The following is a 25,494-nucleotide window of genomic DNA, read 5'->3' as shown; positions in this document are numbered from 1 at the left end:
ATAGCACTCAAAAATACTAAAAAAATGTTAATAGTTTTCAATTTTATGAATGATGTTTTCATAATCTGACTTTTCGTTGACAAAATCCAGCTCAGACACATCAATGATAAGAATATTTAAACTCTGCTCTGTTTTAATAAAACGAGTATATCCATCATGTATTTTTTGCAAGTATTCTGCTTCAATGTTTTGTTCATATTCTCGCCCTCTTTTTTTGATATTCATTAAAAGGCGATCTGTATTCTGATATAAATACACGTATAGATCAGGTTTTGTTATCTCTTTATACATTAGATCAAACATCTTTCTGTACAAAGCGTACTCATCATTTGGAAGTGTTACTTGTGCAAATATGAGTGATTTAAAAATGTAGTAATCAGAAACTACAAAATTTTTAAAAAGGTCGAACTGTGCTAAATCGTCCGAAAGTTGTTGGTATCTATCCGCTAAAAAACTCATTTCCAACGGGAAGGCAAAACGCTCTTTATCTTCATAGAATTTTGGAAGAAAAGGGTTGTCAGCAAATCTTTCTAATACCAATCGAGCGTTGAAATCATCTGAAATTAATTTAGACAACGATGTTTTACCAGCTCCTATATTTCCTTCTATAGCGATATAATTATACTTTTCAGATATTGGAATGGGTCTTGTTAAGCTTTCGGAGATAACGGTTATTTCTGAAGAGTCTAAACAATCCTTTAAGCAGGAAGTAATTTGTTTTTTAGCAATAGGGTGAATTGTGTGTTTTGCAATTTCTTCTAATGGAACTAATACAAATTGACGCTCTAACATTCTAGGGTGTGGAACCGTCAGTTGTCTCGAGAAAATAATTTCATCATCAAAGAGTAATATATCTATATCGATAGTTCGATCTGTATATGCCGTTGTTTCTGATCTCCTTCTGCCTAATTCTTCCTCAATCTCCAATGTTGATTGTAGCAATGTTTCAGGGTTTAAATATGTAGAAACTTTTAGACAGATATTAAAGAAGTCGTTCCCTTCAAACCCTAAAGATGCGGACTTATATACAGAAGATATCTTTTGAATACTTCCAATTCTTTTGTGGATTAATTCAACGGCCTGTTGCAAGTTTTCTAACTTATTGTTTAAGTTAGATCCTAAAGATAAATATGTGATTCGTTGAATTTTCATTGTGACTCACAAAGAAAATAAAACTAATGTAGATAGTATGTATATAAATAAAAAAATCGCCAAAAATTTTTGGCGATTTTAATATGATGAAAAGAAAATTTTATTCTTCTTTTTTATCTTGTTTTGGTCTTCTATCGTCTCTTCGATTATCTCTATTACGATTGTCTCTATTTCTATTGTCTCTACCGCGATTATCACGACCTCTGTTATTATCTCTAGGAGGTCTTTCTACAAAACCTTCTGGCTTTGGTAAAATGGCTTTCCTAGAAACTTTTTCTTTACGAGTTCTTGGGTCTAGACCAAAGTATTTCACGTCGAATACATCTCCCATATTCACAACATCACTTACTTTATCTGTACGTTCCCAAGCTAATTCACTAACATGCAATAAAACCTCATTTCCAGGAGCTTCAATATATTCAACTACAGCACCAAAATCTAACATTTTGATTACTTTTACCTCATATACTTTTCCTTTTTCAGGTTTAAACATCATAGACTCGATACGAGCAATAACAGCTTCAATTCCTTCTGGACTTGTACCTAGAATTTCAACAATTCCTTCTTCAGTAACAGGGTCTTCATTGATAACAATAGTAGTCTCTGTTTCTTTCTGTAACTCTTGAATGTGCTTTCCTCCAGGTCCAATAAATGCTCCAATTAAATCATTAGGAATCACTCTAGTCACCATTTTAGGTGCATGCGCTTTTACTTCAACATTAGGAGCAGTGATTGTGTCTGTTAACTTTTCTAAGATATGTAAACGACCATCACGAGCTTGTTTTAATGCATTCACTAAGATCTCGTAACTTAATCCTTTGATCTTAATATCCATTTGACAAGCTGTAATTCCGTCTGCAGTACCAGTTACCTTAAAGTCCATATCACCTAAATGATCTTCATCACCTAAAATATCAGACAATACAGCGTAACGATCTCCGTCAGAAATTAATCCCATTGCAATACCAGAAACTGGCCTTGTCATTTGTACACCTGCGTCCATTAATGCCATTGTACCAGCACAAACGGTTGCCATAGAAGAAGAACCATTAGATTCTAATACTTCAGAAACAACTCTAACTGTATAAGGACAATCTTCAGGAATCATTCCTTTTAAACCACGTTGTGCTAAATTACCATGCCCAACCTCACGACGAGATGTCCCTCTTAAAGGGCGCGCTTCTCCAGTACAAAAAGGAGGGAAATTATAATGTAAATAGAACGTTTCTTCACCTTCATACGATGGCATATCTATTTTGTTAGCTTCTCTAGAAGTTCCTAAAGTAACTGTTGCCAAAGCTTGTGTTTCTCCACGAGTAAAGATTGATGAACCATGTGTAGATGGTAAATAATCTACCTCACACCAAATTGGTCTGATCTCATCTGTTTTACGTCCATCTAAACGAATTCCTTCGCTCAATGTTAACTCACGAACAGCTTCTTTTTCAGCTTTACTGTAATATTTAGAAACTAATCCGCCGAACTCATCTAATTCTTCTTCGGAAAAAGTAGCTTTAACTTCTTCTTTTACTTCTGCAAAAGCGGCACCACGTTCAGCTTTTGACGTACCTTGTTTTGCAATTGCATAACATTTGTCATAAGCTAAGTCATGTATTTTTTTCGCTAACTCTTCATTTTGCTCAGCAGTTTCATATTCACGAACTTCTTTTTTTCCAAATGCTTCTGCTAAACGTACTTGAGCTGCAATTTGTACTTTAATAGATTCGTGTGCAAACTTAATTGCGTCCGCCATTTCTTCTTCAGAAATCTCATCCATTTCACCTTCAACCATCATTACTGAATCTGCAGAAGCACCAATCATCATGTCTATGTCAGACTCCGCTAATTGGGCTCTACTTGGATTGATAACAAACGCTCCATTTACTCTGGCAACACGTGCTTCAGAAATAGGGCATTCAAAAGGGAAATCACTTAACTGAATAGCAGTTGATGCTGCTAAACCTGCTAAAGCATCTGGCATTACATCTTCATCATGAGACATTAACTGAATCATTACCTGAGTTTCCGCATGATAATCTTTTGGGAATAATGGACGTAATACACGATCAACTAAACGCATGGTTAATACTTCTCCGTCACTTGGCCTTGCTTCTCTTTTAAAGAAACCTCCTGGGTAACGACCTGCAGCAGCAAATTTTTCTCTATAATCTACTGTTAATGGTAAAAAGTCAACGTCAGATTGTTTGTAGTTAGAAACGACAGTACATAATAACATTGCTTTCCCCATTTGTACAACAACAGAACCGTGAGCTTGTTTAGCTAACTTTCCTGTTTCTAATGTGATGGTTCTTCCATCTCCAAGGTCTATAACCTCGTTAAATACTTTTGGAATCATAAATTAATACTTCAAATTGATTACTTAAATTGTTCTGTGTTGTGTTGTTGTGTGTTGCTCCAATGGAAGTAATAATTACTTTTTAAAATAAAAAGAGGCAGCCTAAAGCCGCCTCTTTTGTGTAGGGATTATTTTCTAATTCCTAATTCTTTAATTATCGCACGATATCTTGTGATATCAGTCTTTTTAAGATAATCTAGTAAACTTCTACGCTTACCTACCAATTTAACTAATGAACGCTCCGTGTTAAAATCTTTACGATTGTTCTTTAAGTGTTCTGTTAAATGGTTAATTCTGTGCGTGAATAACGCAATTTGTCCTTCTGAAGAACCGGTATCAGTTTTTCCTTTACCGTGTTTTTCGAAGATTGTTTCTTTAACTTCTTTTGTTAAATACATGCCAATATTATTTAAATGATTTTTATGTACATCAATGAATTTTTCATCGAAGCTGCAAATATACAACTATTTTTAAACTAGAATAAGCTTCTGAGCCTTAATTTCTTACCGGATTATTCTGAATCAGGTCAATGTATAAGTTTATTTGCTTTTTTAAATCCTTTCTTTCGTAAATACCATCTAAGAAACCGTGTTCTAGTACAAATTCAGATCGTTGAAATCCTTCTGGTAATTCCTTACCTGTAGTGTCCTTTACAACTCTAGGTCCAGCAAAAGCTATTAAGGCGTTAGGTTCTGCAATATTAATGTCTCCTAGCATGGCAAAAGATGCGGTGGTTCCCCCTGTTGTTGGGTCTGTACATAAAGAAATGTAAGGTATTTTAGCCTCTGCCAATTGCGCTAATTTTGCAGAAGTCTTTACTAACTGCATTAATGATAAAGATGCTTCCATCATTCTTGCTCCTCCAGATTTAGAAATCATTAAAAAGGGAATATTGTTTTTAATTGAATGGTCAATTGCACGTGCGATCTTTTCACCAACAACACTTCCCATTGATCCACCAATAAAAGCGAAATCCATAGCAGCAATAACAATATCTTTACCATTAGATTTACCAACGGCTGTTCTAACCGCATCATTTAATTTGGTTTTTTCTTGAGCTGCTTTTAATCTATCCGGATATTTTTTTGTATCCTCAAATTTCAGAGGATCCTTTGATGTTAGTTTTTCATTCAATTCTTCAAACTTATTATCGTCAAATAATAATTCGAAGTATTCTCTACTACCTATTCGTACATGATATCCATCTTCCGGACTAACATATAAGTTAGTCTTTAATTCTTCGGTATCTATAATCTTTCCACTTGGAGTTTTATACCATAATCCTTTAGGAGTATCTTTCTTATTTTCCGTTGGCGTTTGTATTCCTTTATCTTTTCTCTTAAACCAAGCCATAATATCTTATTTAATGAATCAAATGTATTATAAAGTATTTACATTATTTAAATCTTCGAATGCTTTTTTCAATCGATCCTTAAATGTAAGTTCCCCTTCTCGTAACCACTTTCGTGGATCGTAATGCTTTTTATTAGGTTGATCGGAGCCATCTGGATTCCCAATTTGAGTTCTTAAATACTCAATTTTTGAATTCATATAATCTCTAATCCCTTCATTAAAAGCGAATTGAAGGTCGGTGTCAATGTTCATTTTAATGACGCCATATCCTATAGACTCCCTGATTTCATCTAAGGTAGATCCAGATCCACCATGAAACACAAAGTCAATAGTATTATGAGGAACATTGAACTTTTTTGAAACATACTCTTGAGAGTTCTTTAGAATTTTTGGTGTTAGTTTGACGTTTCCTGGTTTATACACACCATGAACGTTACCAAAAGCGGCTGCAACGGTAAATTGATCGCTTACCTTCATAAGTTCTTCATATGCATACGCTACTTCTTCCGGCTGTGTGTATAATTTCGAAACATCTACGTCCGAATTATCAACACCATCTTCCTCACCTCCGGTAATCCCTAATTCAATTTCTAAGGTCATTCCCATTTTACTCATTCTTGCTAAATAGGTCTTACAAATTTCAATATTTTCTTCTATAGGTTCTTCAGATAGATCTATCATATGAGAACTATATAACGGTTTTCCTGTTTCTTTATAGAATTGCTCACTGGCATCTAATAATCCATCGATCCATGGAAGTAATTTTTTAGCACAGTGATCCGTATGTAGAATTACGGGAACACCATACGCCTCTGCCATCAGATGTATATGTTTTGCTCCTGCTGTTGCTCCTGCAATAGCCGCTTTTTGACCTTCATTTGAAAGGCCTTTTCCAGCATTAAAATGGGCACCTCCATTGGAAAATTGAATAATCACTGGAGCATTTAATTCTTTGGCAGTTTCTAAGACTGCATTTATCGTATTTGAGCCTACTACGTTTACAGCAGGCAAGGCAAAGTTCTTTTCTTTAGCTAATTTGAAAATAGCTTGTACTTCTTTACCAGTTGCAACTCCTGGTTTTATATTGTGACCCATTTTGTTAATTTTTTAAGTTCGGATTAAGGCTTCAAAAGTAATCAAATTTTATATAAAAAAAGGGGATTTTGAGAATTCAAAGTGCAGATAATATACGAAAACGTTATAGGAAGATGATGGAGATAAACCCTTAAAAAGGGTAGTTAATTCCAATATTATAAACGGCATTGGAAAAATTATAATTTCTAAACCACCTGTTCCCGTTTAAATAAGGTTCGTGCATTTTAAATCCAAGATCTAAACGTAATACCAAAAAACTAAAGTCATAACGGACTCCAAAACCTGAGCCAACAGCAATATCTTTTAATGAGTTTAAATTGGAAAATTTCGCATCTTCATTTGCGAAAATTGAGTTTGTAATATCCCAAATATTACCTGCATCTACGAAGAATGCTCCTTTGAGACTGCCTAATAAATCAAATCGATATTCTGCACTGGTTAGAAATTTTAAACTCCCAATATTATATTCTAATCCTGAGGCTCTACTCCCAGGCCCTAAGTCGTACGTTTGCCAAGCTCTGATATCATTTGAACCTCCCGCAAAATAACTTTTTGTAAAAGGAATCTCAGAATTGTCATAAGGAAAAATAGCTCCCAGGAAGGCTCTAATACCAAAAACAGAATTGTTATTTGTATCCCAGAACTTTTTATATTCGATGTCCGTTTTAAAGTACTGTGCTAAAGGAATTTTAAAAACAGTCTTTTTGTTATTTGAATTTGTGCTACCGCTGAATAAACCCATAATATTCCCAGAATTTGCCAATCGAATTTTGAAAAACGAAAAGTCATTGTCTCTGAAGTCTGTTTGATTATTATATGTATACGAATAAGCAATGGTCGGAATCAGGAAGTCTGAAGTAATAATGTTATAACGATCTAGCGCATTCAAATTATCTTGATACAAAAGAGGATTCGCACTTTGAAAGCTGGCGTCTCCAAAGACAGTTTGCATAAAACTCACAGGTTCATCCGGTCTAACAAGCTCATATGTTGGGTCGTTATAATATACTTTGGCAACATCGTTTAATTTGTTATACTCAGAATTATATACATCAAAATAGTTGCTAATATTCAGGTTTCGGATATACTGGGTATTAAAAATTTCTAGTTGTATGGTTTTTGTGGGTGTATATCGCCAGCGATAGTCAATAAATGCGGTTACCGTTTGTCTGTCTAATCCAATATTTTTCTGAAGACTTGTTCCTAGAGAAAACATCGTTCTCGGATTCATTCTTTTTGGAACCAATTTGTTAAGTCCGAAAGGAGCTAGAAATCTTGGTACCTCTAAAGATACATCGGCTCCAATTTCCCATGAGTTAAAGAAATTGTTGCTTTTATTGGCGTCTTGAGAAGCATTAAAAAAGGAGCCTAAAAAGGAAAGCTTAAAGATCTCGGCACCTTTAAACGTATTTCTGTTAATAATTGAAAACTTCCCTGATACTCCTAAATCTCTAATGTTTGAATGTGTTAGTTCTGTTTCTAATCCTAAGGTATATTTTTCTATAGGTGTTAAAAAAATATTTACATCTAGTTGATCATCAGAATTAGCAACTGTGTCATATTGTATAGTAATAGATTTGAAGTTTTTTAAAGACCGCAAGTGCTTTCGGGTGAGGTTCCGTAATGTGTCTTTATACACATCTCCAGGTTGCACAAATAACGACTGAGCCAAATATTTGGGATTATATTTTACCTTGCTATGTCCTATAAATCGATATCCGTCATAATCTACGATATCTGTATATGGATCTGATCGTTTGGCAAAACTATAATCTGTAAAGACATTCACATTCCGAAGCTTCTGTATCTTAAAAGGCTTGAGTACTTGAACACCATTTTCTCTAACAATTCTTTGACCATTAATTACAAGATCTACATTTGTCTTGTAATTGGCATTAGTAGAATCTAGGTCATAGAAACCTAAGTAGTTCTCAGAGAAATGATAAATACCATTGTTTCTAAATAACTTAATAATCCTACTTGCCTCTTTAATGAAGCTTTCATTGTTATACTGATCTCCTGATTTCAAAAAAGTCTTATCCTTTTCTTTTTGATAAATAGAGTCTAATACCTTTGACGCAATTTTATAGTTGATGGTGTCTAAAAAAGTAGCATTTCCGGTATTGATAAAATAATCGATACTTCCTTTTTTATTGCCAAATGTGTCTATTCTAGAAGTAACGGAAGCCTTAAAAAACCCCTGGGTTTTATAAAAAGCTTTAAGGTTAGTTACCGTTTTTCTTAGTTTAATGTCATCAATTATGGTTGGCGCTTGTCCGCTTTTTAGAAACCAATTATTTATACCAATCATGGAATTAGCATACGCGATACTTTGTTTTTCTGAGAAAATTCCTTTTATGAAATTGTATGTTTTTGGTTTTTTCAATGCCCATTCAGATGGAGTTTGAGGCTTGTTAGGGTCACCAAGATTATAGAAGTATAGCGATAATGGTAGACCAAATGTTTTGTTGTTGGGCTTTTGTAGGATTAAAGAATTAAGTGTTTCATCTTGAGTCTTTTTTCCATTAACATGGACTGTGTTCTTAGTTAATAGGTGCTCCTTTTCCGGAACACGTTTAACCGAATTACATGATGTTAAGTAAATCAACATCAAAAAAAAGAGAAAGAGTTTTTTCATGAAAAGCATTCGCTATACAGGTTCAAAAATACTATTTTTGAACAGTTTATCCTGATAAAATGAGTTTATCTAAAAATCATACCAAACTTATAACTAGTTTGCGACAAAAAAAGTATCGACAGAAACATAAAATGTTTGTTGTTGAAGGTGTAAAAGTCGTTCAAGAGTTTTTACAGTCTTCTTTTCAGTTACATTTATTATTTACTACAGATACATCCTACGAAGACCATGCAAATGTCGTTCCAATTTCTGAGGTTGAACTTAAAAAAATTAGTCATTTGATAACGCCAAATAAAGTATTGGCAGTTTTCATGATTCCAGAGGCTCACGAATCAAAATCTTCAGGATTGATTTTGGCCCTGGATGCAATTAACGATCCTGGAAATTTAGGAACTATTATACGTTTATGTGATTGGTTTGGAGTAACTCAGATTATCTGTTCTAATGATACAGTTGATTGTTACAACTCGAAAGTAGTTCAGGCTAGCATGGGATCATTAACAAGAATATCCATGAACTATGTAGATCTTGATGTATTTTTAAAAGAAACCAATCTTCCCATTTTTATTGCCGATATGGAAGGTGAAAACGTATATACATCAAAGTTGCCGAAAACGGGAATTTTAGTGATGGGTAATGAAGCGAACGGTATTTCAGAAGAAATCCGAAACGTATCAAATCATATTTTAACAATACCAAGGTTTGGTGATGTCCAGCAGACAGAGAGTTTAAATGTGGCAACTGCGACAGCTATTTTATTAAGCGAGTTTAGAAGATAAGTTACTCAAAAGCAAAATTGATAAAAATTCCTCGGGTGCCTAAGAAATTAACTGGGCTCGTCCATGGACTAGGTCCGTTTGAAGCATTGTCTCTCACAATCTCATTATTTAAGGCAAATACACCACGTATTGAAGGTGAGAATTTGAAAAAATACAGGTAAAAATCTACACCAATACCTAGTTCATACATAAAGTTGCTGGTTTTCATTCTGAACTCTCCACTAAAATTATCGTCAGCATTTTTCTGATTGCTCGAGAAGTTATAATCATATGAAATACCTGCAAGCAAGTATGGCCTCATATTATTATATCTATTGGTGCTAAACTTAAAAATCAAAGGTAAATGTAAGTACGTAGATCCAATTTCTCTAACGCTGTCTCTAGCACCTGTTAAATGATTAAACGTAATGGTTTTGGAGTTGCTAATTAAACCAGGCTCAAATCGAAGATTTATATTCTTGTGTAAACGAAGGTCTGCAATCAAACCTACATTAAAACCGGTAGTGGGTTGTACTCTAATATCTGGATTTAGTATGGTGCTGGGTTGAAGGTCTACTTTGAAATCATTCTTGTTCAGACCTAAGTAAAATCCAAAATGATACAATTTTTTATCAAAATCAGGTAAATATTGCACTTTTTCCGTTTGTGAAAAACCAGAAAAAATGAATAGCATACAAAAACTAAAAGCTAAAAATTTCTTGTTCATTATTTTTTCGTTGCAGAATAAATTGTTGCAACTCCGAATGTCACTGGAGTGTGCTTGGTATTAATAAACCCATTTTTTTGTAAAATATTGTCAAAATCCTTCCCAAAAGGAAAAGAATTTGCGGATTCCGATAGATAGGAATATGCCACCTTATCTTTAGAGAATAGTTTTCCTACTAAGGGTAAAATTAGTGAAGTGTGTATTTTATATCCTTGCTTATATGGAAATCTAGTAGGGTTAGAGGTTTCTAATATCACTAAAGTTCCACCAGGCTTTAAAACTCTCTTTATTTCGGTTAAGCCTTTGTCCAGGTTTGCAAAATTTCGAACGCCAAAAGAAACAGTAATTGCGTCAAATGTATCGTCATCAAAAGGCATATTCTCAGAATCACCAACTACCATCTCAATAGTGTTTGACAGCTTCGCGTGATGAATCTTTTGTTTTCCAACCTCTAACATTCCCTCAGAAATATCTAATCCTATAATCTTCTCAGGTTTTAGAGAAGCCATCATGATAGCTAAATCTCCAGTACCAGTGGCAATGTCTAAAATGGTTTTTGGATTGTTTTTAGAAACTAGTTTGACCACTTTTTTTCGCCATTTAACATCAATTCCAAAGGAAATAACACGATTTAGACCGTCATAATTTTCGGAAATGTTATCGAACATTTGAGCTACCTGTTCTTTTTTTCCTAGCTCTGAGTCTTTATATGGTTTAATGGTTTTAGACATGGTATGGAGTTATCCGTTAATAGCTACGACTTCGTTAACCTGATTTGGTAACATCTCTTTTAACATCGTTTCAATTCCATTCTTAAGGGTAACAGTAGAAGATGGACAACCACTGCAAGCACCTTGTAAAATGACGCTTACCACTTTGCTATCTTCATTATATGATTTGAACGCGATATTTCCACCATCAGAAGCCACTGCCGGTTTAATATATTCATTTAAAATATCAACAATTTTTCCAGGAGTACCTTCTAGCTTTGCAGCAGGAGTTTCAACTTCAGGTGAAGTTTGTTTATCCTCTTTAGGTAATTCTTTAATAATCGTCTTATTTTCCTGAAGATAATTTCTAATAAAGGTTCTTAACTCTGGATACACATCATTCCATTCGACCATGTCGTACTTGGATATAGATACATAATTATCTGAAATGAATACTTCTTTTACAAAAGGAAAATTAAACAAGGATGCAGCCAAAGGAGAAGAAGCACTTGCCTCATCGATATTTTTATACTCAACATCTGCAGTAGTCAATGATTTGTTGGTTCCAAACTTCATTACAGATGGATTTGGAGTTACTTCGGCATATACTTCAATAGCCTCTTTTTTGCTGTCCGAAACTTCGTTAACTACATTGTTTCCTGACGCTAAGTATACTGTTATTTGTTCCTTTACTTCTTCTTGAACATCGCTCCATTCTACAATGTCGAATCTTTGGATAGCGATGAAATTCGCTGTGATATATACCTTTTTAACAAAAGGCAAATAAAATAATTGTTGTGCTAATGAAGAATTCTTTGCTTCGTCAATATTGTTAAACTCATAACTACCTCCATTAATTAGGATGTGAGAACTAACAAATTTTATAATTGACGGATTATTAGTTTCTTCTATATGTAAGCTAATTGTGCTCATTCTTTATAGTATATAAAATAGAATTGCAAAATTAGCGTAAAAAACTGAATGTAGTTATATGTTTTATAGCATAAAAAAATTCTGAGAATCAGGATTTTTTTAAGTCGTCTTATTCTTACAAACTAATTGTTAAGGTAGCAGTAATCCGTCTGTTGTCAATTTCTATGTCTGCAGCGTTCACTTGATTGAACTGAGGGTAGAAATTATATAAGCCAGTTCTATTATCATTACTATATGCAAAATCTAATTTAAAATCTCCAAAAGAATACCCAGCACCTAAAGAGTATCTTTTTAAATTGTCAGAGTCGATCGCATTGGCATCTGGACTTTCTTGGTACATATATCCACCGCGAAGACTTAGTTCATTAAATCGCCACTCAGCACCAACATTAAAACTATTGGTGTTTCTCAATTGGTTCTGAAAAAATTGGTTTTCAACTGAAAAATTAGCTCCAGATAGATTTAGGTTTTGATAATTTCTTGCTGTATAATCAAAACTGATCAATCCAACTTTTCCAAAAACAATGGCTGCACTTGCAGTAAATTTACTAGGAGTCCTCAATTTGTATACGAATCCTTGCGCAGGAAGAAACCCTCCAGCTGTGTTGTCATAAATTACATTGTCATTACTTACTTCAATTTGTGTATCTCCGAAAAAACCGTCATTGTTTACAATATTGGTTTCTTCAATAATCTCGGTATACCAAGTTGGACTTTGGTAAGACGCTCCAAATCTGAAATAGTCGTTTGCTCTGTAGAGGAAACCTGCACTTAATGAGAATCCAGTTGCGGTTGTAAAAGCTTCTTGATAGAAATCTGCATATAAAGCATTTCCATTACCGTCATTATTTGTTTCTTGTAAAGTAGAGCGTTGATTAAACCTAAGATTGTAGGTGTTTACAGAAGCTCCGATGTTCAAATTATCTTTGTGTTGTGCTGCAATAGCAAAGTTATACTCAGCAATATCTCCTGTATAATTGTTGTTATATGTTTGATTTTCTGCGACATCATATACTAAAGCAGGATTGTTGGTATCTAGAGGGTATGAGTCGAATGAAGCAAATCCGCTATTTCCTGAAGCAAGAAATGTATTTTCGAAGTCCGCTTTAATTCTGTAATTGAAACCCATCGCAAATTTTGTCCAATCGGAATTGTTGAAATCCTCATAGACCAGTACAGCACCAGCATTTGCCAATGTAAAATAGTCCTGATTGGTGGTGTTGCTGTTGCCATAGTAATTAGTTCTATAATCGGTATTTCTTGTACCTAAAGAAGCGGATAAACTGCTATGGCTAAAAATCGTCAGCCCGGCTGGATTAATATTGATCGCAGAAACATCTCCTCCTAATGCTCCAAAAGCTCCTCCCATTGCAACGAACCTTGCTGTGCCGTTTCGTTCGTCTTGAGAAAATAAAATAGATAGATCTTCATAGCCCAAAGATTGAGCGCTCAACCCTAGATTTGTTGCAACTAAGGCTAAGATGAATGTAATTTTTTTCATCTGTAAAATGTTTAATGTTATTGGTAGGTTGTTAAGCCTTTACCTAAAATAAAGACTTAACCTATTTATATGTAAAGTATTTTTAACCTCTTTTCCCTCTACTGCGACTAGTGCTTCTGCTTCTTGAAGAACTTCTTGTTGAAGAAGATCGTGATCTAGTTCTAGATGGAGCAGATGCTCTTGTTCTAGTGCGCGTTCTTGGCTTTGTATAAGAACTTCTTGTTCTCGTTCTGGGCTTCGTATAGTTCCTAGTACGTGTTCTTGTTCTAGGTTTTGTATATGTATTTCTAGTACGTGTTCTTGGCTTTGTATAGGTGCTTCGTCTAGGTCTGGTATTAGACCTTATAGAATTAGTTCTCGTTCTTACACCGTTACTTCTTCTAATAGTTGAAGTACTTCTTCGTGTTGAGAACCCTCTTCTTGTGTTCGCTGTAAAGTTTCTTCTAGATGTATTATACCTTCTGGTATTGCTAGCAAGGTAATTTCCTCTTCTTCCATACCTAAAATAACCATTGTTAAAGTATCTACTTCCTCTAAAGGGAGCATAATATCTATAGTATGGAGGGCAGAAAGGATCGTAAAATCCACCATAAAACCCCTGGTTCCAGTAAATATCATAGAACCCTCCAAATCCATAGGTATTCCAACCCCATGCATTCCATCCATAACCCCAACGGTTCCATCTATTCCAACGGTTCCATCTCCAGTTCCACCAATAATCACCATAGAATCCTCTGTTATTGACTACTATCACAGTAGCATTACTTCCAGAATCCCAAGATCCAGCATTTTCTGTATACTCCAAAGTGTCACTCTCAACTAATAGATCATCTTCATCCTGTAACGAAGTATAACTATCAATATCTGTTAAGATATCTGTTCCGTTTACGCGGTCCAGTCTATCTACCTCAGACGTGAAATAATTTTCTTCATGTTCTTTATGCTCTTTTGAACCAACAACAACTACTTTGGTTCCTGTCTCCTTTTCTTTGGAAGCATAGATTCCATCATCATAGGCAGATTTGTAGGTGCCACATGATGCTAGAAAACTCACTAAAAGAGTATAGACTAAAAACTTTGTGCTTTTGAGTAGAGTAATGTTGGGTCGCATAACTAAATGATTTTGAATGATTACTATTAGCTAGTGAAACAAATTTAACATAAATTTCACTATACTACACTACACAATAGTTGTGCCAAAGTTCAATAATAGATCGTAAGTTTAGCATTTACAGGGTAATAAAATTTTGAATCTTTGTTAATGCACTCATCTTTTTATGCTAATTTTGCGAGGATTTATAAGTTTCCATATAAAAGAGGAAAACAGATAAAGATTATAGATAATTTATATGAGTAAGAAATTAACAAAGAGAGCAGAAGATTATTCTAAATGGTATAATGAGTTAATCATCAAAGCTGATTTAGCAGAAAATTCTGCGGTGAGAGGCTGTATGGTTATTAAACCTTATGGTTTTGCTATTTGGGAGAATATGCAAAAGGAGTTGGATAGAATGTTTAAAGAGACGGGGCATGTGAATGCTTATTTTCCCTTGTTTGTTCCAAAAAGTTTATTTGAAGCTGAAGAAAAAAACGCTGAAGGATTTGCTAAAGAATGCGCTGTTGTTACACATTATAGATTGCAAAACGATCCTGATAACCAAGGAAAGTTAAGGGTAGACCCTGAGGCGAAACTGGAAGAAGAATTAATTGTAAGACCAACTTCAGAAGCTATCATTTGGAATACCTATAAAGGGTGGATTCAATCTCATAGAGATTTACCATTATTAATCAATCAATGGGCGAATGTAGTGCGTTGGGAAATGCGTACACGTTTGTTTCTTCGTACAGCTGAGTTTTTATGGCAAGAAGGACATACTGCACATACAACGGAAGCTGAAGCAATAGAAGAATCAAAGCAAATGCAAGAAGTGTATGCTGAGTTTGCAGAAAAGTTTATGGCAATGCCAGTTATCAAGGGAGCTAAATCTGAAAGCGAACGTTTTGCCGGGGCATTAGAAACATATACCATTGAAGCCTTGATGCAAGATGGAAAAGCGTTACAAGCAGGAACATCTCACTTTTTAGGGCAAAACTTTGCGAAAGCATTTGACGTAAAATATACGTCTAAAGAAGGAAAACAAGAATATGTTTGGGCTACTTCATGGGGAGTTTCAACGAGACTTATAGGAGGGTTAATCATGACGCATTCAGATGACTTTGGATTAGTATTACCTCCAAGGCTAGCACCTATTCAAGTTGCGATTGTTCCTATATATAAAGGAGAAGAACAATTAAATATGATCTCGGAAAAAGTAGACGTACTAGTCAAGGAACTACATGCTAAGGGGGTTTCTGTAAAGTTTGATCATAGAGATACATTGAGACCAGGTGCAAAGTTTGCCGAATATGAACTAAAGGGAGTGCCGGTAAGAGTCGCTGTAGGAAATAGAGATCTTGAAAATAATACTGTTGAAGTAGCTAGAAGAGATACATTAGAAAAACAAACAGTCTCCCAAGATGGTTTATCTGATTATATTTTAGAATTATTAGAAGAGATTCAGACAAATTTATTTGAAAGATCTGTGGCATATAGAGACGATCATATTACTGAAGTAGATTCTTTTGAAGAGTTTAAAGAGGTGATTGAAAATAAAGGAGGATTTGTATCTGCACATTGGGACGGGACGATAGAAACGGAAGATAAGATCAAGGAATTAACCAAAGCAACGATAAGATGTATCCCAAATGATGCCAAACAAGAAGAAGGAAAATGCGTTTTAACGGGCAGTAAATCAGGGAAAAGGGTGTTATTTGCGAAAGCATATTAATTTTTTTAAAAAAATATTGTAGAATTTTAAAAACGTTGTATATTTGCATCCGCAATCGAGGGATTATTTATCTTGAAATTGTTAATGGTCCGTTCGTCTAGGGGTTAGGACGCCAGGTTTTCATCCTGGTAACACGGGTTCGATTCCCGTACGGACTACAAAGTTTTAATAAACAAATATAAAGACATGGCAAATCATAAGTCTGCATTAAAAAGAATTAGAAGTAACGAATCGAAGAGATTACGTAATAAGTATCAGCATAAGACGACTCGTAATGCTGTAAGAGATTTACGTGCTACTGAAGATAAGAAGGAAGCTGAAGGAATGTTAGGAAACGTTGTATCTATGTTAGATAAATTAGCTAAGAACAATGTTATTCATAAGAATAAAGCTGCAAATTTAAAGTCTAAATTAACAAAGCACGTGGCTGCATTGTAAGATTTTAATAGTTAAATATATTTAAAAAAGCGCTCTGATTTTTTCAGAGCGCTTTTTTTATGCCTATTGGTAGGTGCAATTACCAATCGTAGTTCTTATGAGCATCTAATTTAATAAAGATGAAGAGCAATAGCGTAAAGCCCCATAACGAAGAGCCGCCATAACTGAAAAAAGGAAGTGGTATCCCTACTGTCGGCAGTAACCCAATAACCATTCCCACATTAACAATGAGATGGAAAAAAAGAATGGATGCTAGTCCGTATCCATAGATTCTACCGAACTTATTGTTGTGAGTTTCCGCAAGGTAGATTATTCGATAGAGAAGAATCATAAACAGAACTATTACCAAGGTACTTCCCAAAAAACCCCATTCTTCACCAACAACGCTAAAAATGTAATCTGTATGCTGCTCTGGTACGAAATCACCTTGCGTTTTATCTCCTTTTAGAAATCCTTTACCGGCTAAGCCTCCCGAACTAATAGTCTGAATAGATTGATTGGTGTTATACCCAATTCTTTGAGTGTCGGATGTCTTTCCTAATAAAATTTCAAATCGATCTCTATGATGTTGCTCAAAGACATCATTGTAAATAACACTTGAACTAAAGATAAATGCACCAATAACGGTATAAAGTCCAAGAACTTTTATCCAGTTAAACCGTAAAAAACGACTATTCTTATAAAGGGCATAGAGTACAAATAATGTAATTATGGAGAAAAGAATTAGCGTAAGTAACCAGGGAGCAATAACCAGAGTTAAAATAAAAAGTACGATCGCAGAAATACCCGCTATAAGATATGCTAATGTTAGTCCTTCTCTATTTAAAACAAAGAAGAAGGACAGGTATATTAGTGCCGATCCAGCATCTGGTTGTAAAACAATTAAAATAGCTGGGAGGAAAATAATAATAAAAGCCTTGATCTGATTTTTAAGTAGCCCTAAATTATATTTTCGATCACTCATTAATTTGGCAACAGCAAGCGCAGTAAAAGCCTTGGCAAACTCGGAAGGTTGTAGGCTTGCGCCGCCAAAATTATACCAAGAAGTAGCCCCATTGATATTTTTTCCAAAAAGGAATAAACCTACCAGACTCACCAATGAAACCATATAGAATATACTGGCAAACTTTTCGTAAAACTTTGAATTAAAAAAAAGTGTAATTATGATTAGAGGAATACTTAATAATATCCACAATAATTGCTTTCCATATTTTGTAGAAAAATCAAATAACTCAGAGTCATTATCAGAAGAGGCAGCATAAATATTCATCCAGCCAAAACTGACCAGCAACATATAGACAATGATCAATGTCCAATCTATACCATAAAAAATATTATTCCGTTCCGCTCTCAACGATCTGCTCTTTTGTAAGTTGTCGGTTATATATAGGATAGAGATCTTTTTTTAAGATATAATCTTCGATCCATTTTCTTTTTACTTTTTTAAACAAGTATTTTTCTATCATAAGACTTGTAATCGGGGCAGCGATTTGAGATCCAAACCCTCCATTTTCGATGAAAACAGCAATGGCAATCTTTGGATTTTCTTTTGGAGCGAACGCAACTAAAATCGAATGATCTGGTTGTTGTTCCATGACGCCATTAACCTTTGCAGAATTCTCAGCAGTACCTGTCTTTCCGCAAATCTCAACACCTTCTATTTTTACCCATTTAGCAGTTCCTGTCTCAAAAACCTCTTCCATGCCATCTATAATTGGCTTAAAATACCTTGGCGCTATAGAGGTCATTTTCTTGACAGAATAGACCGAATCTTTCATTGCTTGATTACCAACTTTCTTAACAATATGAGGGGTGTAGAAGAAGCCTCTATTTGCAATGGCCGCAGTAACATTTGCCAATTGTATTGGAGTTGTAGAAATTTCTCCTTGACCTATGGCATTAGAGATATTAGTAGAAGCATTCCACTTATATCGATACATCTTATTGTAATATTTTCCATTCGGAATCAACCCTTTCTGACCAGAAGGGAGGTCGTAACCTAAATAGTTTCCTAGACCAAAACTTTTGACATGATTGCTCCAATTGGTAAGTCCATTTTCTGGGTCATTATCTTTTTCTACGATACGTTTGTAGGTGTTGGCAAAATAGCTATTACAAGATTTAGATATGGCCGTGTGCAAACGAATGGGCTTTCCATATATTTCACAATGACAGCCCATAATGTCGTCTTTTTTTCTGCCATATCTATATCCATGATAGCAGTAAAAAGGTGTTTGTTCGTTAATGACACCTTCTTGTAATCCAATCAATGCATTTAATAATTTGAATGGCGATCCAGGAGGATAGATTGCTTGTAAGCCTCGATCGTAGGTTGGATTATTAATAGTATCTCCAAAAAGGAGTACAGAATTCCTTGAACGTTTTCTACCCACCATCATGTTTGGGTCATAACTCGGAGCAGTTACTAGCGCAAGTATTTCGCCCGTATTTGGTTCAATTGCTACAATTCCACCACGTTTTCCCTTCATTAAAAACTCGGCATATTGTTGCAATTCACTATCGATAGTCAATGTAACATCTTTTCCATTTTCAGGAAGAGAATCGTATATCCCGTTTCTGTAAGGACCAATGATTTTATTAAGACGGTCTCTTTGCAAATGCTTCTTGCCTTTGATGCCACGTAGTACTTTTTCATATTGTTTTTCTACACCCCAAGCACCGATAAGTTCACCTTGTTGATAGTAATCATTCTTTTTGGCGATCTCTTCGTTAACCTCACTTATATACCCTAGAACATTAGCAGCAGACTTAATAGGGTAATCTCTGATAATTCTTTTTTGAATATAAAATCCTTTGAACTTGTGTAATTTTTCCTGTAGATAAGCAAAATCTTCTTTTGCTAGCTGCTTGAGAAAAACGGAAGGCAGCCAAGGAGAATATCTTCGAGCTCTTCGATACTTTTTCTTGAAGTACGCTGTGTCAATCTTAAGTAAGGAACAAAATTCAAGAGTATCTAGTGGTTTTACTTCATTAGGCACCACCATTACATCATAAGACAACTGGTTGGCAACAAGTAACTTGCCGTTTCTGTCATAAATGTATCCACGTTCGGGATAGTCAAAAATAATTTTTACAGATGAATTTTGTGTTACCTGATCGGAAGAATTTTGTAATAACTGCAGCTGAAAAAGCCTTCCTATAAAAAGTAGGCCAATACTAGTAATTAAAAAGTATAACAAAAAACTCCTTTTCATTGAGATTTTTTACTAAAAATAAAGGTTCCAAAAAAATACAATATCAACGTAAAAACGCTAGAAAAAAGCGTATTCAAAAGTACACCAGAAAAATTCTGGAAACTAAAATTAGCTAAAGAAAACAATATAAAGTGATGTATAACTGTTAAAATTACCACATAGTTAAAAACTTTTCCAAAAGACTCGGATTTAAGTTTAAAAAGGGATAAATCTGTATCTGATTTTTGAAAGATGGTCTTTATTAATAGGATCCTTATATACGCAACAAAGAGCAAAGAAAAAGCATGGATCCCTCCTGAATCTGAAAATAGATCTACAAGCAAACCATATAAAAAGGCCATAAAAAGTAAAGGGAATCTATTCTTACTTACCGGGAAAACAAAAACAAATAACACGTATAGGTAGGGATTTATATATCCTAAAAAGTTAATATTGTTCAAAATAAACACTTGGAAAAACAAGAGTAGAACCAACCCAATAATCAAATAAATTCTATTCATTGTTGTTGTTTTCTACAGTTCTTATTTCGTCTTTGTCAAGGTTTGAAATCACATAGACATGCCTAATATTCTTCATATCATTAAAAAGTAGAACATTGATGGTGCTAGAAGTTGTTGAATTCGCAGCGTTAATGTTGCTCACGGTACCTATTAAAACACCTTCTGGGAAAATGGTCGATTTCCCTCCTGTTATAACGGTATCTCCGACCTTTACAACAGCCTGTCTTGGAATATTCTCTAATTGCAAAATTCGAATGTCTTTACCATCCCATTTTAAATTCCCGAAATAGATGCTATCACCTTTTACTCGAGCATTGATACTACTATTTTTATTCAAGATAGAACGAACGCGCGTATAGTTACCAGATACTTGATCGGTAATTCCAATGATACCTTTGTCATTGGTAACTGCCATTTCCACTTTAATTCCGTCTTTTTCTCCTTTATTTAAGGTTAAAAAATTAAAAGTAGCGCTAAACTTGTTATTAATAGCCTTGGCTAATGTGTATGTATATTTTTGATAATATACTGTTGAATCGTTAACAGTAGAAGTAACAGTTGAATCAACACTATTCTTGATTTTTTCAAGCTCATTTTTTAAACGTGTATTTTCTTTTGCCAACCCTTCATTTGTTGTTTTGAGATCTAAGTACTCTGAAAATTCACTGGCCTTTTCATACAAACCTCCAGTTAAAGAGTTTGCAGAACTTATAAATTTACTTTTATGAAAAGAATGATTGTTTATCGTGAAAAAGAGTGCAACGAATTCTAGTAGAAGAAAAAATAGAAAGTATTTATACTTCTGGATAAAATAGATAAGTTGCTGCATAAGACAAAACGAGTTTTAAGGCTATTTCATTAAAACACTTTTGTATTTGTCTAGCTCTTTTAATGCAATACCTGTACCTCGTACTACAGCTCTTAAAGGATCTTCTGCAACGTAAACTGGCAAATCGGTTTTACGTGAAAGTCTTTTGTCAAGACCTCTGAGCATAGAGCCTCCACCTGCAAGATAAATACCAGTATTATAAATATCTGCAGCCAACTCTGGAGGAGTTTTTGATAAGGTCTCCATAACGGCATCTTCAATTCTAAGAATGGATTTATCCAAAGCTTTTGCAATTTCTCTAAAAGACACCTGTACTTGTTTGGGTTTACCACTTAAAAGGTCTCTTCCTTGAACTAACATGTCTTCTGGAGGAGTATCTAAGTCTTCAGTGGCAGCGCCAATATTTATTTTTACTTTTTCAGCCGTAGATTCACCTACATACAGGTTATGCTGTGTTCGCATATAATACATAATATCATTGGTAAAAAGATCTCCAGCTACCTTTACGGATTGGTCATATACAATACCTGCTAACGCAATTACAGCAATTTCTGTGGTACCGCCACCGATATCAATGATCATATTTCCTTTTGGCTCCATAATATCAATTCCAACTCCGATAGCCGCAGCCATAGGTTCGTAGATCAGGTAGATCTCCTTAGCATTCATATGCGTTGCAGAATCTTTAACGGCACGTTTTTCAACTTCAGTAATTCCAGAAGGAATACATATTACCATTCTTAAGGCAGGTGGGAAGAATTTTTTCTTGATTGCGGGAATCTTCTTTACAAATTCCTTGATCATTTCTTCCGATGCTTGAAAATCTGCAATAACACCATCTTTTAAAGGTCTGATGGTTTTAATGTTCTCATGCGTTTTTCCTTGCATTAAACTGGCTTCTTTACCTGTTGCAATAATTTTCCCGGTCATTCGATTTCTTGCCACAATTGAAGGACTGTCTATCACTACTTTTCCGTTATGTATAATTAACGTATTTGCAGTTCCTAGATCGATCGCGATATCTTCCGTCATAAAATCGAAAAAACCCATAAAATATTCTTTGTGTATTGTGTATTCTTACAAATCTACTAAAATTACTTGTTTAAAATACAATTAATAAATTAATGTTTAAAATGTCTTGTTCCTGTAAATACCATAGATAAACTATTTGAATTACAGTAATCTATGCTTAATTGATCTTTAATAGATCCACCTGGCTGAATCACACTTTTTACTCCTGCATTATCCGCAATCTCTACACAGTCAGGGAACGGGAAAAAAGCATCGCTAGCCATGACTGCTCCGTTTAGATCAAAACCAAAATTAGTCGCTTTTTCTATTGCTTGTCTTAGGGCATCAACTCTACTGGTTTGTCCTGTTCCGCTTGCACAAAGCTGCTTGTTTTTAGCCAAAACGATCGTATTAGATTTGGTATGCTTACAGATTTTAGAGGCAAAGATTAAATCTTCTAACTCTTTTTCTGTCGGTTTATTTTGTGTGGCATATGATAAATCTTCAATACTATCGGTTTTACCATCTTTATCTTGAACTAACAAGCCATTTAAAGAAGTACGCACTATTTGATTTGGTAATTCAACTTCTTTTTGAATCAAAATAATTCTATTCTTCTTGCCTTTTAAGATTGTTAAAGCGTCATCATCAAATGATGGAGCAATTACTACTTCACAAAATAGAGAATGAATCTCTTCGGCAGTTATTTTATCAATATTTCCGTTGGCAATAAGGATTCCTCCAAAAGCAGAAACAGGATCGCCAGCTAGAGCATCCACATATGCTTGGTGAATAGTATCTCTTTGCGCAAAACCGCAAGCATTATTATGTTTTAAAATAGCAAACGTAGGCGCTTCACCTGCAAACTCATTCATCAAATTCACCGCAGCATCAACATCTAGCAAGTTATTATAGCTTAACTCCTTACCATGTAATTTGTCAAACATTGCCTCTAAATCTCCAAAGAAATATCCTTTTTGATGAGGGTTCTCTCCATATCGTAAGGTCTTTGATGTCATTTCACTTGCTTTGAATACGACCTCGTCTTCATTAAAATAATTAAAAATAGCGGTATCATAATGAGAAGAAATATTGAACGCTTTGGCTGCAAACTTTTTTCTATCAGATATTGAACTTTTCCCTTTGTTTTCTGAGATCAATGTTAAAAACGAATCGTACTGATCCATAGAAGAAACAATAAAAGTATCTTTAAAGTTTTTTGCCGCCGCTCGTATTAAAGAGATGCCGCCAATATCAATTTTCTCTACAATATCTTGTTCATCGGCACCTGAAGCTACCGTTTTTTCAAAAGGATATAAATCTACAATTACAAGATCTAATTGTGGAATTTGAAACGCTTCCATTTCGGCAATATCGCCTTCATGATCTTGTCTGTTTAATATTCCGCCAAATACTTTAGGATGTAACGTTTTAACACGCCCTCCTAAGATTGAAGGGTATGAAGTCACGTCTTCGACAGGAATTACATCAATGCCAAGATCGGTAATGAATTTTTCTGTACCTCCTGTGGAGTAAATGCTAACATTTAATTCCTTCAGTTTTTTCACAATAGGCTCCAATCCGTCTTTGTGAAAGACAGAAATCAATGCAGATTTAATAGTTTTTGTGTTGCTCATATGTTGTGTTGTTAAGCACACAAATCTACTAAATGTGAATTGTTAAAACAATTTAAATCCAAGCTAAAATAAGGATATGAAAATATCCTTATTCTGCTTGCATTCTAGACAAAAAATTATCCACCATTGAGGTGTAATTCTTGTAACTCTTCAAATTGTTTTTGGATTTTTTAAGCGTAAGCAGCCTGTTTATAAACAAGCCAATAGGTTGTCTAGTTCTTTTCATTATAGGGGGTTTAAAAAGATTGAAACAAATAAAGGGATTTTTTTTTACATATCCAAAAAACGCAAAAAGATCAGAAAGCACTATAGGATTGTAGAAACTCTATCACAAATATACTCAAGAAGCTCTTCATCCTTTTCTGTAAAAGGGTTCACGCTGTGAGAATCAATGTCAATTTGTCCAATATTTTCGTCGTTTACAAAAATTGGAATTACAATTTCGGATTTCACTTTCCAACCACAAGAAATATAGTTGTCTTGAGAAGAGACATCCTGTACAACAAAGTTTTCGTTACTGACGGCTACTTGACCACAAATCCCTTTTCCAAAAGGAATGATCGTGTGTTCTGTAGGTTCTCCCGTATATTGAGCCAATTTAAGCTCTTCTTTATTTCCGTTTTTAAAATAAAAACCCACCCAGTCATAATAAGAGACAGTATTCTCTAGCAGATCACAAATATTTTGAAGCTTAACTTCTTTACTTGAATCTGAAATAATGATTTGATTTACCTGAGTTTTTAAATTATCTATGCTCATATTTTTTTATATTTGTTAAGTAAGCAGCAAAAAATAAGATTGCAAAAATAAATTAAAATTACTCATCAATGAAACAAAGAAAGGTCATTCTTTTTTTACTTAAATTTTTTGCTAGTTATTTTATACTATTCGTTTTTTATTCACTTTACTTACAAAAAACACAAAAAAAAGGTGATGTATTTGTTTGCGCTCCTATTACTACAAAGGTGGCCGAACAAACAGAAGATGTCTTGAGTTTTTTTGGGTATAACGTTGCAAACATGCAGCACGAAGAGGAAATGTCCGTGAAATTAATTGTAGATGGGCAGTATACAGCCAGAGTAATAGAAGGATGCAATTCGATTAGCATTATTATTTTATTTATTGCTTTTATTATAGCCTTTCCAGGAACACTTAAAGCTACGATACTGTATGCTATTGTTGGTAGTGTGCTTATATATATAATTAATATCTTAAGGATAGCGTTCTTGACTATTATGCTGCACAAGTATCCTGATAACCAGATTTTACTTCATAATGTTATTTTTCCATTGATCATATATGGGTTTACGTTCTTGCTGTGGGTATTATGGGTTCATAAATTTTCTAATTATAAAAAATGACAAGACCAGTTAGAATAGCGTTGATTGTTGTATTACTCGTATTGCTTTTTTTGATACGAGCATATGAGATGGACTTGTTTTATGACCCGTTAATTGTTTATTTCCAAAACGATTATTTATATAAAACAATGCCAGAGATTGATACCTGGCATTTGGTGGTCGATATGCTCTTTAGGTATACATTGAATTCATTGATCACTATTGCTATAATCTATCTCCTATTCAAAAAAAAGAAACATGTGAAATTCACAGGATCTCTGTTAATGATCGCTTTTATGATTTTGATTTTTGTATTCGTTTTACAATTGAGAGATGAATTTAGATCCGGGTATTTATTTCCTTTTTATGTGAGAAGATTTATAATTCAACCACTGTTTTTATTGTTGCTTTTACCAGCATTTTACTATCAAAAACTTCGGAATTCATAAACTTTAACAATTCTATTTAAAAAT

Annotated in this window: 23 protein-coding genes and 1 tRNA gene; 6 read left to right on the top strand and 18 right to left on the bottom strand. The window is 34.3% G+C overall.

The genetic code is table 11. The features are described 5' to 3' along the window. Window positions 1-27: 27 nt before the first annotated feature. The 6 genes from folK to tamL form a co-directional block, all read right to left on the bottom strand. Complete coding sequence (folK, locus tag RQM59_RS09030) at window positions 28-1,152, bottom strand: 2-amino-4-hydroxy-6-hydroxymethyldihydropteridine diphosphokinase (RefSeq protein WP_349241780.1); 1,125 nt, start codon at window positions 1,150-1,152, stop codon at window positions 28-30. 100 nt (window positions 1,153-1,252) lie between these two features. Beyond that, window positions 1,253-3,508, bottom strand: coding sequence for a polyribonucleotide nucleotidyltransferase (locus RQM59_RS09025; protein WP_349241779.1), 2,256 nt, complete (start codon window positions 3,506-3,508; stop codon window positions 1,253-1,255). A gap of 128 nt (window positions 3,509-3,636) precedes the next feature. After that, window positions 3,637-3,906, bottom strand: coding sequence for a 30S ribosomal protein S15 (gene rpsO / locus RQM59_RS09020; RefSeq protein WP_349241778.1), 270 nt, complete (start codon window positions 3,904-3,906; stop codon window positions 3,637-3,639). A gap of 97 nt (window positions 3,907-4,003) precedes the next feature. Next, a complete protein-coding gene (gene accD, locus RQM59_RS09015) occupies window positions 4,004-4,861 on the bottom strand; it encodes an acetyl-CoA carboxylase, carboxyltransferase subunit beta (RefSeq protein WP_349241777.1) in 858 nt (285 codons plus the stop codon). A 27-nt stretch (window positions 4,862-4,888) separates the two neighbouring features. Further along, window positions 4,889-5,956 carry a class II fructose-bisphosphate aldolase gene (fbaA, locus tag RQM59_RS09010; protein WP_349241776.1) on the bottom strand — a complete coding sequence of 356 codons (1,068 nt, stop codon included), beginning with the start codon at window positions 5,954-5,956 and terminating at the stop codon, window positions 4,889-4,891. A 130-nt stretch (window positions 5,957-6,086) separates the two neighbouring features. Then, entirely contained in the window at window positions 6,087-8,594 is a 2,508-nt protein-coding gene (gene tamL / locus RQM59_RS09005) for a translocation and assembly module lipoprotein TamL (RefSeq protein ID WP_349241775.1), read from the bottom strand. Window positions 8,595-8,653: 59 nt separating this feature from the next. Here tamL and RQM59_RS09000 point away from each other — a divergent pair, with 59 nt between their 5' ends. Then, the gene (locus RQM59_RS09000) at window positions 8,654-9,373 is read left to right on the top strand and encodes a TrmH family RNA methyltransferase (protein ID WP_349241774.1); all 720 of its coding nucleotides are present in this window, start codon (window positions 8,654-8,656) and stop codon (window positions 9,371-9,373) included. A 1-nt stretch (window position 9,374) separates the two neighbouring features. On the opposite strand, the gene porT is transcribed toward RQM59_RS09000, so the two are convergent. From porT to RQM59_RS08975, 5 genes are all read right to left on the bottom strand, one after another. After that, window positions 9,375-10,079 (bottom strand): type IX secretion/gliding motility protein PorT/SprT, encoded by a 705-nt coding sequence (gene porT, locus RQM59_RS08995; protein WP_349241773.1) that lies wholly within the window; start codon window positions 10,077-10,079, stop codon window positions 9,375-9,377. Next, window positions 10,079-10,810 carry a bifunctional demethylmenaquinone methyltransferase/2-methoxy-6-polyprenyl-1,4-benzoquinol methylase UbiE gene (ubiE, locus tag RQM59_RS08990; RefSeq protein WP_349241772.1) on the bottom strand — a complete coding sequence of 244 codons (732 nt, stop codon included), beginning with the start codon at window positions 10,808-10,810 and terminating at the stop codon, window positions 10,079-10,081. Before ubiE ends, porT begins: the two co-directional genes overlap by 1 nt. Window positions 10,811-10,819: 9 nt before the next feature. After that, the gene (locus tag RQM59_RS08985; protein ID WP_349241771.1) at window positions 10,820-11,722 is read right to left on the bottom strand and encodes a NifU family protein; all 903 of its coding nucleotides are present in this window, start codon (window positions 11,720-11,722) and stop codon (window positions 10,820-10,822) included. 115 nt (window positions 11,723-11,837) lie between these two features. Next, the gene (locus RQM59_RS08980; RefSeq protein WP_349241770.1) at window positions 11,838-13,223 is read right to left on the bottom strand and encodes an OmpP1/FadL family transporter; all 1,386 of its coding nucleotides are present in this window, start codon (window positions 13,221-13,223) and stop codon (window positions 11,838-11,840) included. 82 nt (window positions 13,224-13,305) lie between these two features. Then, on the bottom strand, window positions 13,306-14,277 hold the full coding sequence (locus tag RQM59_RS08975) for a hypothetical protein (RefSeq protein ID WP_349241769.1): 972 nt from the start codon (window positions 14,275-14,277) through the stop codon (window positions 13,306-13,308). Between the two features lie 295 nt (window positions 14,278-14,572). Here RQM59_RS08975 and proS point away from each other — a divergent pair, with 295 nt between their 5' ends. The 3 genes from proS (at window position 14,573) to rpsT (ending at window position 16,489) form a co-directional block, all read left to right on the top strand. Next, window positions 14,573-16,051 (top strand): proline--tRNA ligase, encoded by a 1,479-nt coding sequence (proS, locus tag RQM59_RS08970; protein ID WP_349241768.1) that lies wholly within the window; start codon window positions 14,573-14,575, stop codon window positions 16,049-16,051. Window positions 16,052-16,137: 86 nt separating this feature from the next. Beyond that, a tRNA-Glu gene (locus tag RQM59_RS08965) sits at window positions 16,138-16,209 on the top strand. A gap of 28 nt (window positions 16,210-16,237) precedes the next feature. Continuing rightward, window positions 16,238-16,489 (top strand): 30S ribosomal protein S20, encoded by a 252-nt coding sequence (gene rpsT / locus RQM59_RS08960; protein WP_349241767.1) that lies wholly within the window; start codon window positions 16,238-16,240, stop codon window positions 16,487-16,489. Window positions 16,490-16,568: 79 nt separating this feature from the next. On the opposite strand, the gene rodA is transcribed toward rpsT, so the two are convergent. The 7 genes from rodA to RQM59_RS08925 form a co-directional block, all read right to left on the bottom strand. Next, window positions 16,569-17,843 (bottom strand): rod shape-determining protein RodA, encoded by a 1,275-nt coding sequence (rodA, locus tag RQM59_RS08955; protein ID WP_349241766.1) that lies wholly within the window; start codon window positions 17,841-17,843, stop codon window positions 16,569-16,571. Beyond that, window positions 17,824-19,704 (bottom strand): penicillin-binding protein 2, encoded by a 1,881-nt coding sequence (gene mrdA, locus RQM59_RS08950; protein ID WP_349241765.1) that lies wholly within the window; start codon window positions 19,702-19,704, stop codon window positions 17,824-17,826. The genes rodA and mrdA overlap by 20 nt, the downstream gene beginning before the upstream one ends. Then, the gene (gene mreD, locus RQM59_RS08945; RefSeq protein ID WP_349241764.1) at window positions 19,701-20,204 is read right to left on the bottom strand and encodes a rod shape-determining protein MreD; all 504 of its coding nucleotides are present in this window, start codon (window positions 20,202-20,204) and stop codon (window positions 19,701-19,703) included. Before mreD ends, mrdA begins: the two co-directional genes overlap by 4 nt. Next, complete coding sequence (mreC, locus tag RQM59_RS08940; protein WP_349241763.1) at window positions 20,197-21,033, bottom strand: rod shape-determining protein MreC; 837 nt, start codon at window positions 21,031-21,033, stop codon at window positions 20,197-20,199. Before mreC ends, mreD begins: the two co-directional genes overlap by 8 nt. Window positions 21,034-21,054: 21 nt before the next feature. Then, window positions 21,055-22,083, bottom strand: coding sequence for a rod shape-determining protein (locus RQM59_RS08935; RefSeq protein WP_349241762.1), 1,029 nt, complete (start codon window positions 22,081-22,083; stop codon window positions 21,055-21,057). Between the two features lie 71 nt (window positions 22,084-22,154). Beyond that, window positions 22,155-23,681, bottom strand: a complete 1,527-nt coding sequence (purH, locus tag RQM59_RS08930; protein ID WP_349241761.1) for a bifunctional phosphoribosylaminoimidazolecarboxamide formyltransferase/IMP cyclohydrolase — start codon at window positions 23,679-23,681, stop codon at window positions 22,155-22,157. A 306-nt stretch (window positions 23,682-23,987) separates the two neighbouring features. Further along, a complete protein-coding gene (locus tag RQM59_RS08925) occupies window positions 23,988-24,440 on the bottom strand; it encodes a GAF domain-containing protein (RefSeq protein WP_349241760.1) in 453 nt (150 codons plus the stop codon). Between the two features lie 68 nt (window positions 24,441-24,508). Between RQM59_RS08925 and xrtF the strand changes: the two genes are divergently transcribed. Together xrtF and RQM59_RS08915 are read left to right on the top strand one after the other, a co-directional pair. Next, complete coding sequence (gene xrtF, locus RQM59_RS08920) at window positions 24,509-25,042, top strand: exosortase family protein XrtF (protein WP_349241759.1); 534 nt, start codon at window positions 24,509-24,511, stop codon at window positions 25,040-25,042. Next, the gene (locus RQM59_RS08915; protein WP_349241758.1) at window positions 25,039-25,470 is read left to right on the top strand and encodes an exosortase F system-associated membrane protein; all 432 of its coding nucleotides are present in this window, start codon (window positions 25,039-25,041) and stop codon (window positions 25,468-25,470) included. Before xrtF ends, RQM59_RS08915 begins: the two co-directional genes overlap by 4 nt. Window positions 25,471-25,494 lie beyond the last annotated feature (24 nt).

Source organism: Asprobacillus argus (genome assembly GCF_032248395.1).
Classification (GTDB): domain Bacteria; phylum Bacteroidota; class Bacteroidia; order Flavobacteriales; family Flavobacteriaceae; genus Polaribacter; species Polaribacter argus.
The sequence above is the reverse complement of the archived record's forward strand: the minus strand, read 5'-3'. Positions and strand labels throughout refer to the sequence as shown.

Coding starts and splice junctions, on each gene's coding strand:
- accD (WP_349241777.1), bottom strand. CDS start 4,861: ATGGCTTGGTTTAAGAGAAAAGATAAAGGAATACAAACGCCAACGGAA.
- RQM59_RS08985 (WP_349241771.1), bottom strand. CDS start 11,722: ATGAGCACAATTAGCTTACATATAGAAGAAACTAATAATCCGTCAATT.
- RQM59_RS08925 (WP_349241760.1), bottom strand. CDS start 24,440: ATGAGCATAGATAATTTAAAAACTCAGGTAAATCAAATCATTATTTCA.
- purH (WP_349241761.1), bottom strand. CDS start 23,681: ATGAGCAACACAAAAACTATTAAATCTGCATTGATTTCTGTCTTTCAC.
- mreD (WP_349241764.1), bottom strand. CDS start 20,204: ATGAATAGAATTTATTTGATTATTGGGTTGGTTCTACTCTTGTTTTTC.
- proS (WP_349241768.1), top strand. CDS start 14,573: ATGAGTAAGAAATTAACAAAGAGAGCAGAAGATTATTCTAAATGGTAT.
- rpsT (WP_349241767.1), top strand. CDS start 16,238: ATGGCAAATCATAAGTCTGCATTAAAAAGAATTAGAAGTAACGAATCG.
- RQM59_RS09000 (WP_349241774.1), top strand. CDS start 8,654: ATGAGTTTATCTAAAAATCATACCAAACTTATAACTAGTTTGCGACAA.
- rpsO (WP_349241778.1), bottom strand. CDS start 3,906: ATGTATTTAACAAAAGAAGTTAAAGAAACAATCTTCGAAAAACACGGT.
- RQM59_RS09025 (WP_349241779.1), bottom strand. CDS start 3,508: ATGATTCCAAAAGTATTTAACGAGGTTATAGACCTTGGAGATGGAAGA.
- mrdA (WP_349241765.1), bottom strand. CDS start 19,704: ATGAAAAGGAGTTTTTTGTTATACTTTTTAATTACTAGTATTGGCCTA.
- porT (WP_349241773.1), bottom strand. CDS start 10,079: ATGAACAAGAAATTTTTAGCTTTTAGTTTTTGTATGCTATTCATTTTT.
- RQM59_RS08915 (WP_349241758.1), top strand. CDS start 25,039: ATGACAAGACCAGTTAGAATAGCGTTGATTGTTGTATTACTCGTATTG.
- RQM59_RS08980 (WP_349241770.1), bottom strand. CDS start 13,223: ATGAAAAAAATTACATTCATCTTAGCCTTAGTTGCAACAAATCTAGGG.
- fbaA (WP_349241776.1), bottom strand. CDS start 5,956: ATGGGTCACAATATAAAACCAGGAGTTGCAACTGGTAAAGAAGTACAA.
- mreC (WP_349241763.1), bottom strand. CDS start 21,033: ATGCAGCAACTTATCTATTTTATCCAGAAGTATAAATACTTTCTATTT.
- tamL (WP_349241775.1), bottom strand. CDS start 8,594: ATGAAAAAACTCTTTCTCTTTTTTTTGATGTTGATTTACTTAACATCA.
- RQM59_RS08935 (WP_349241762.1), bottom strand. CDS start 22,083: ATGGGTTTTTTCGATTTTATGACGGAAGATATCGCGATCGATCTAGGA.
- folK (WP_349241780.1), bottom strand. CDS start 1,152: ATGAAAATTCAACGAATCACATATTTATCTTTAGGATCTAACTTAAAC.
- ubiE (WP_349241772.1), bottom strand. CDS start 10,810: ATGTCTAAAACCATTAAACCATATAAAGACTCAGAGCTAGGAAAAAAA.
- xrtF (WP_349241759.1), top strand. CDS start 24,509: ATGAAACAAAGAAAGGTCATTCTTTTTTTACTTAAATTTTTTGCTAGT.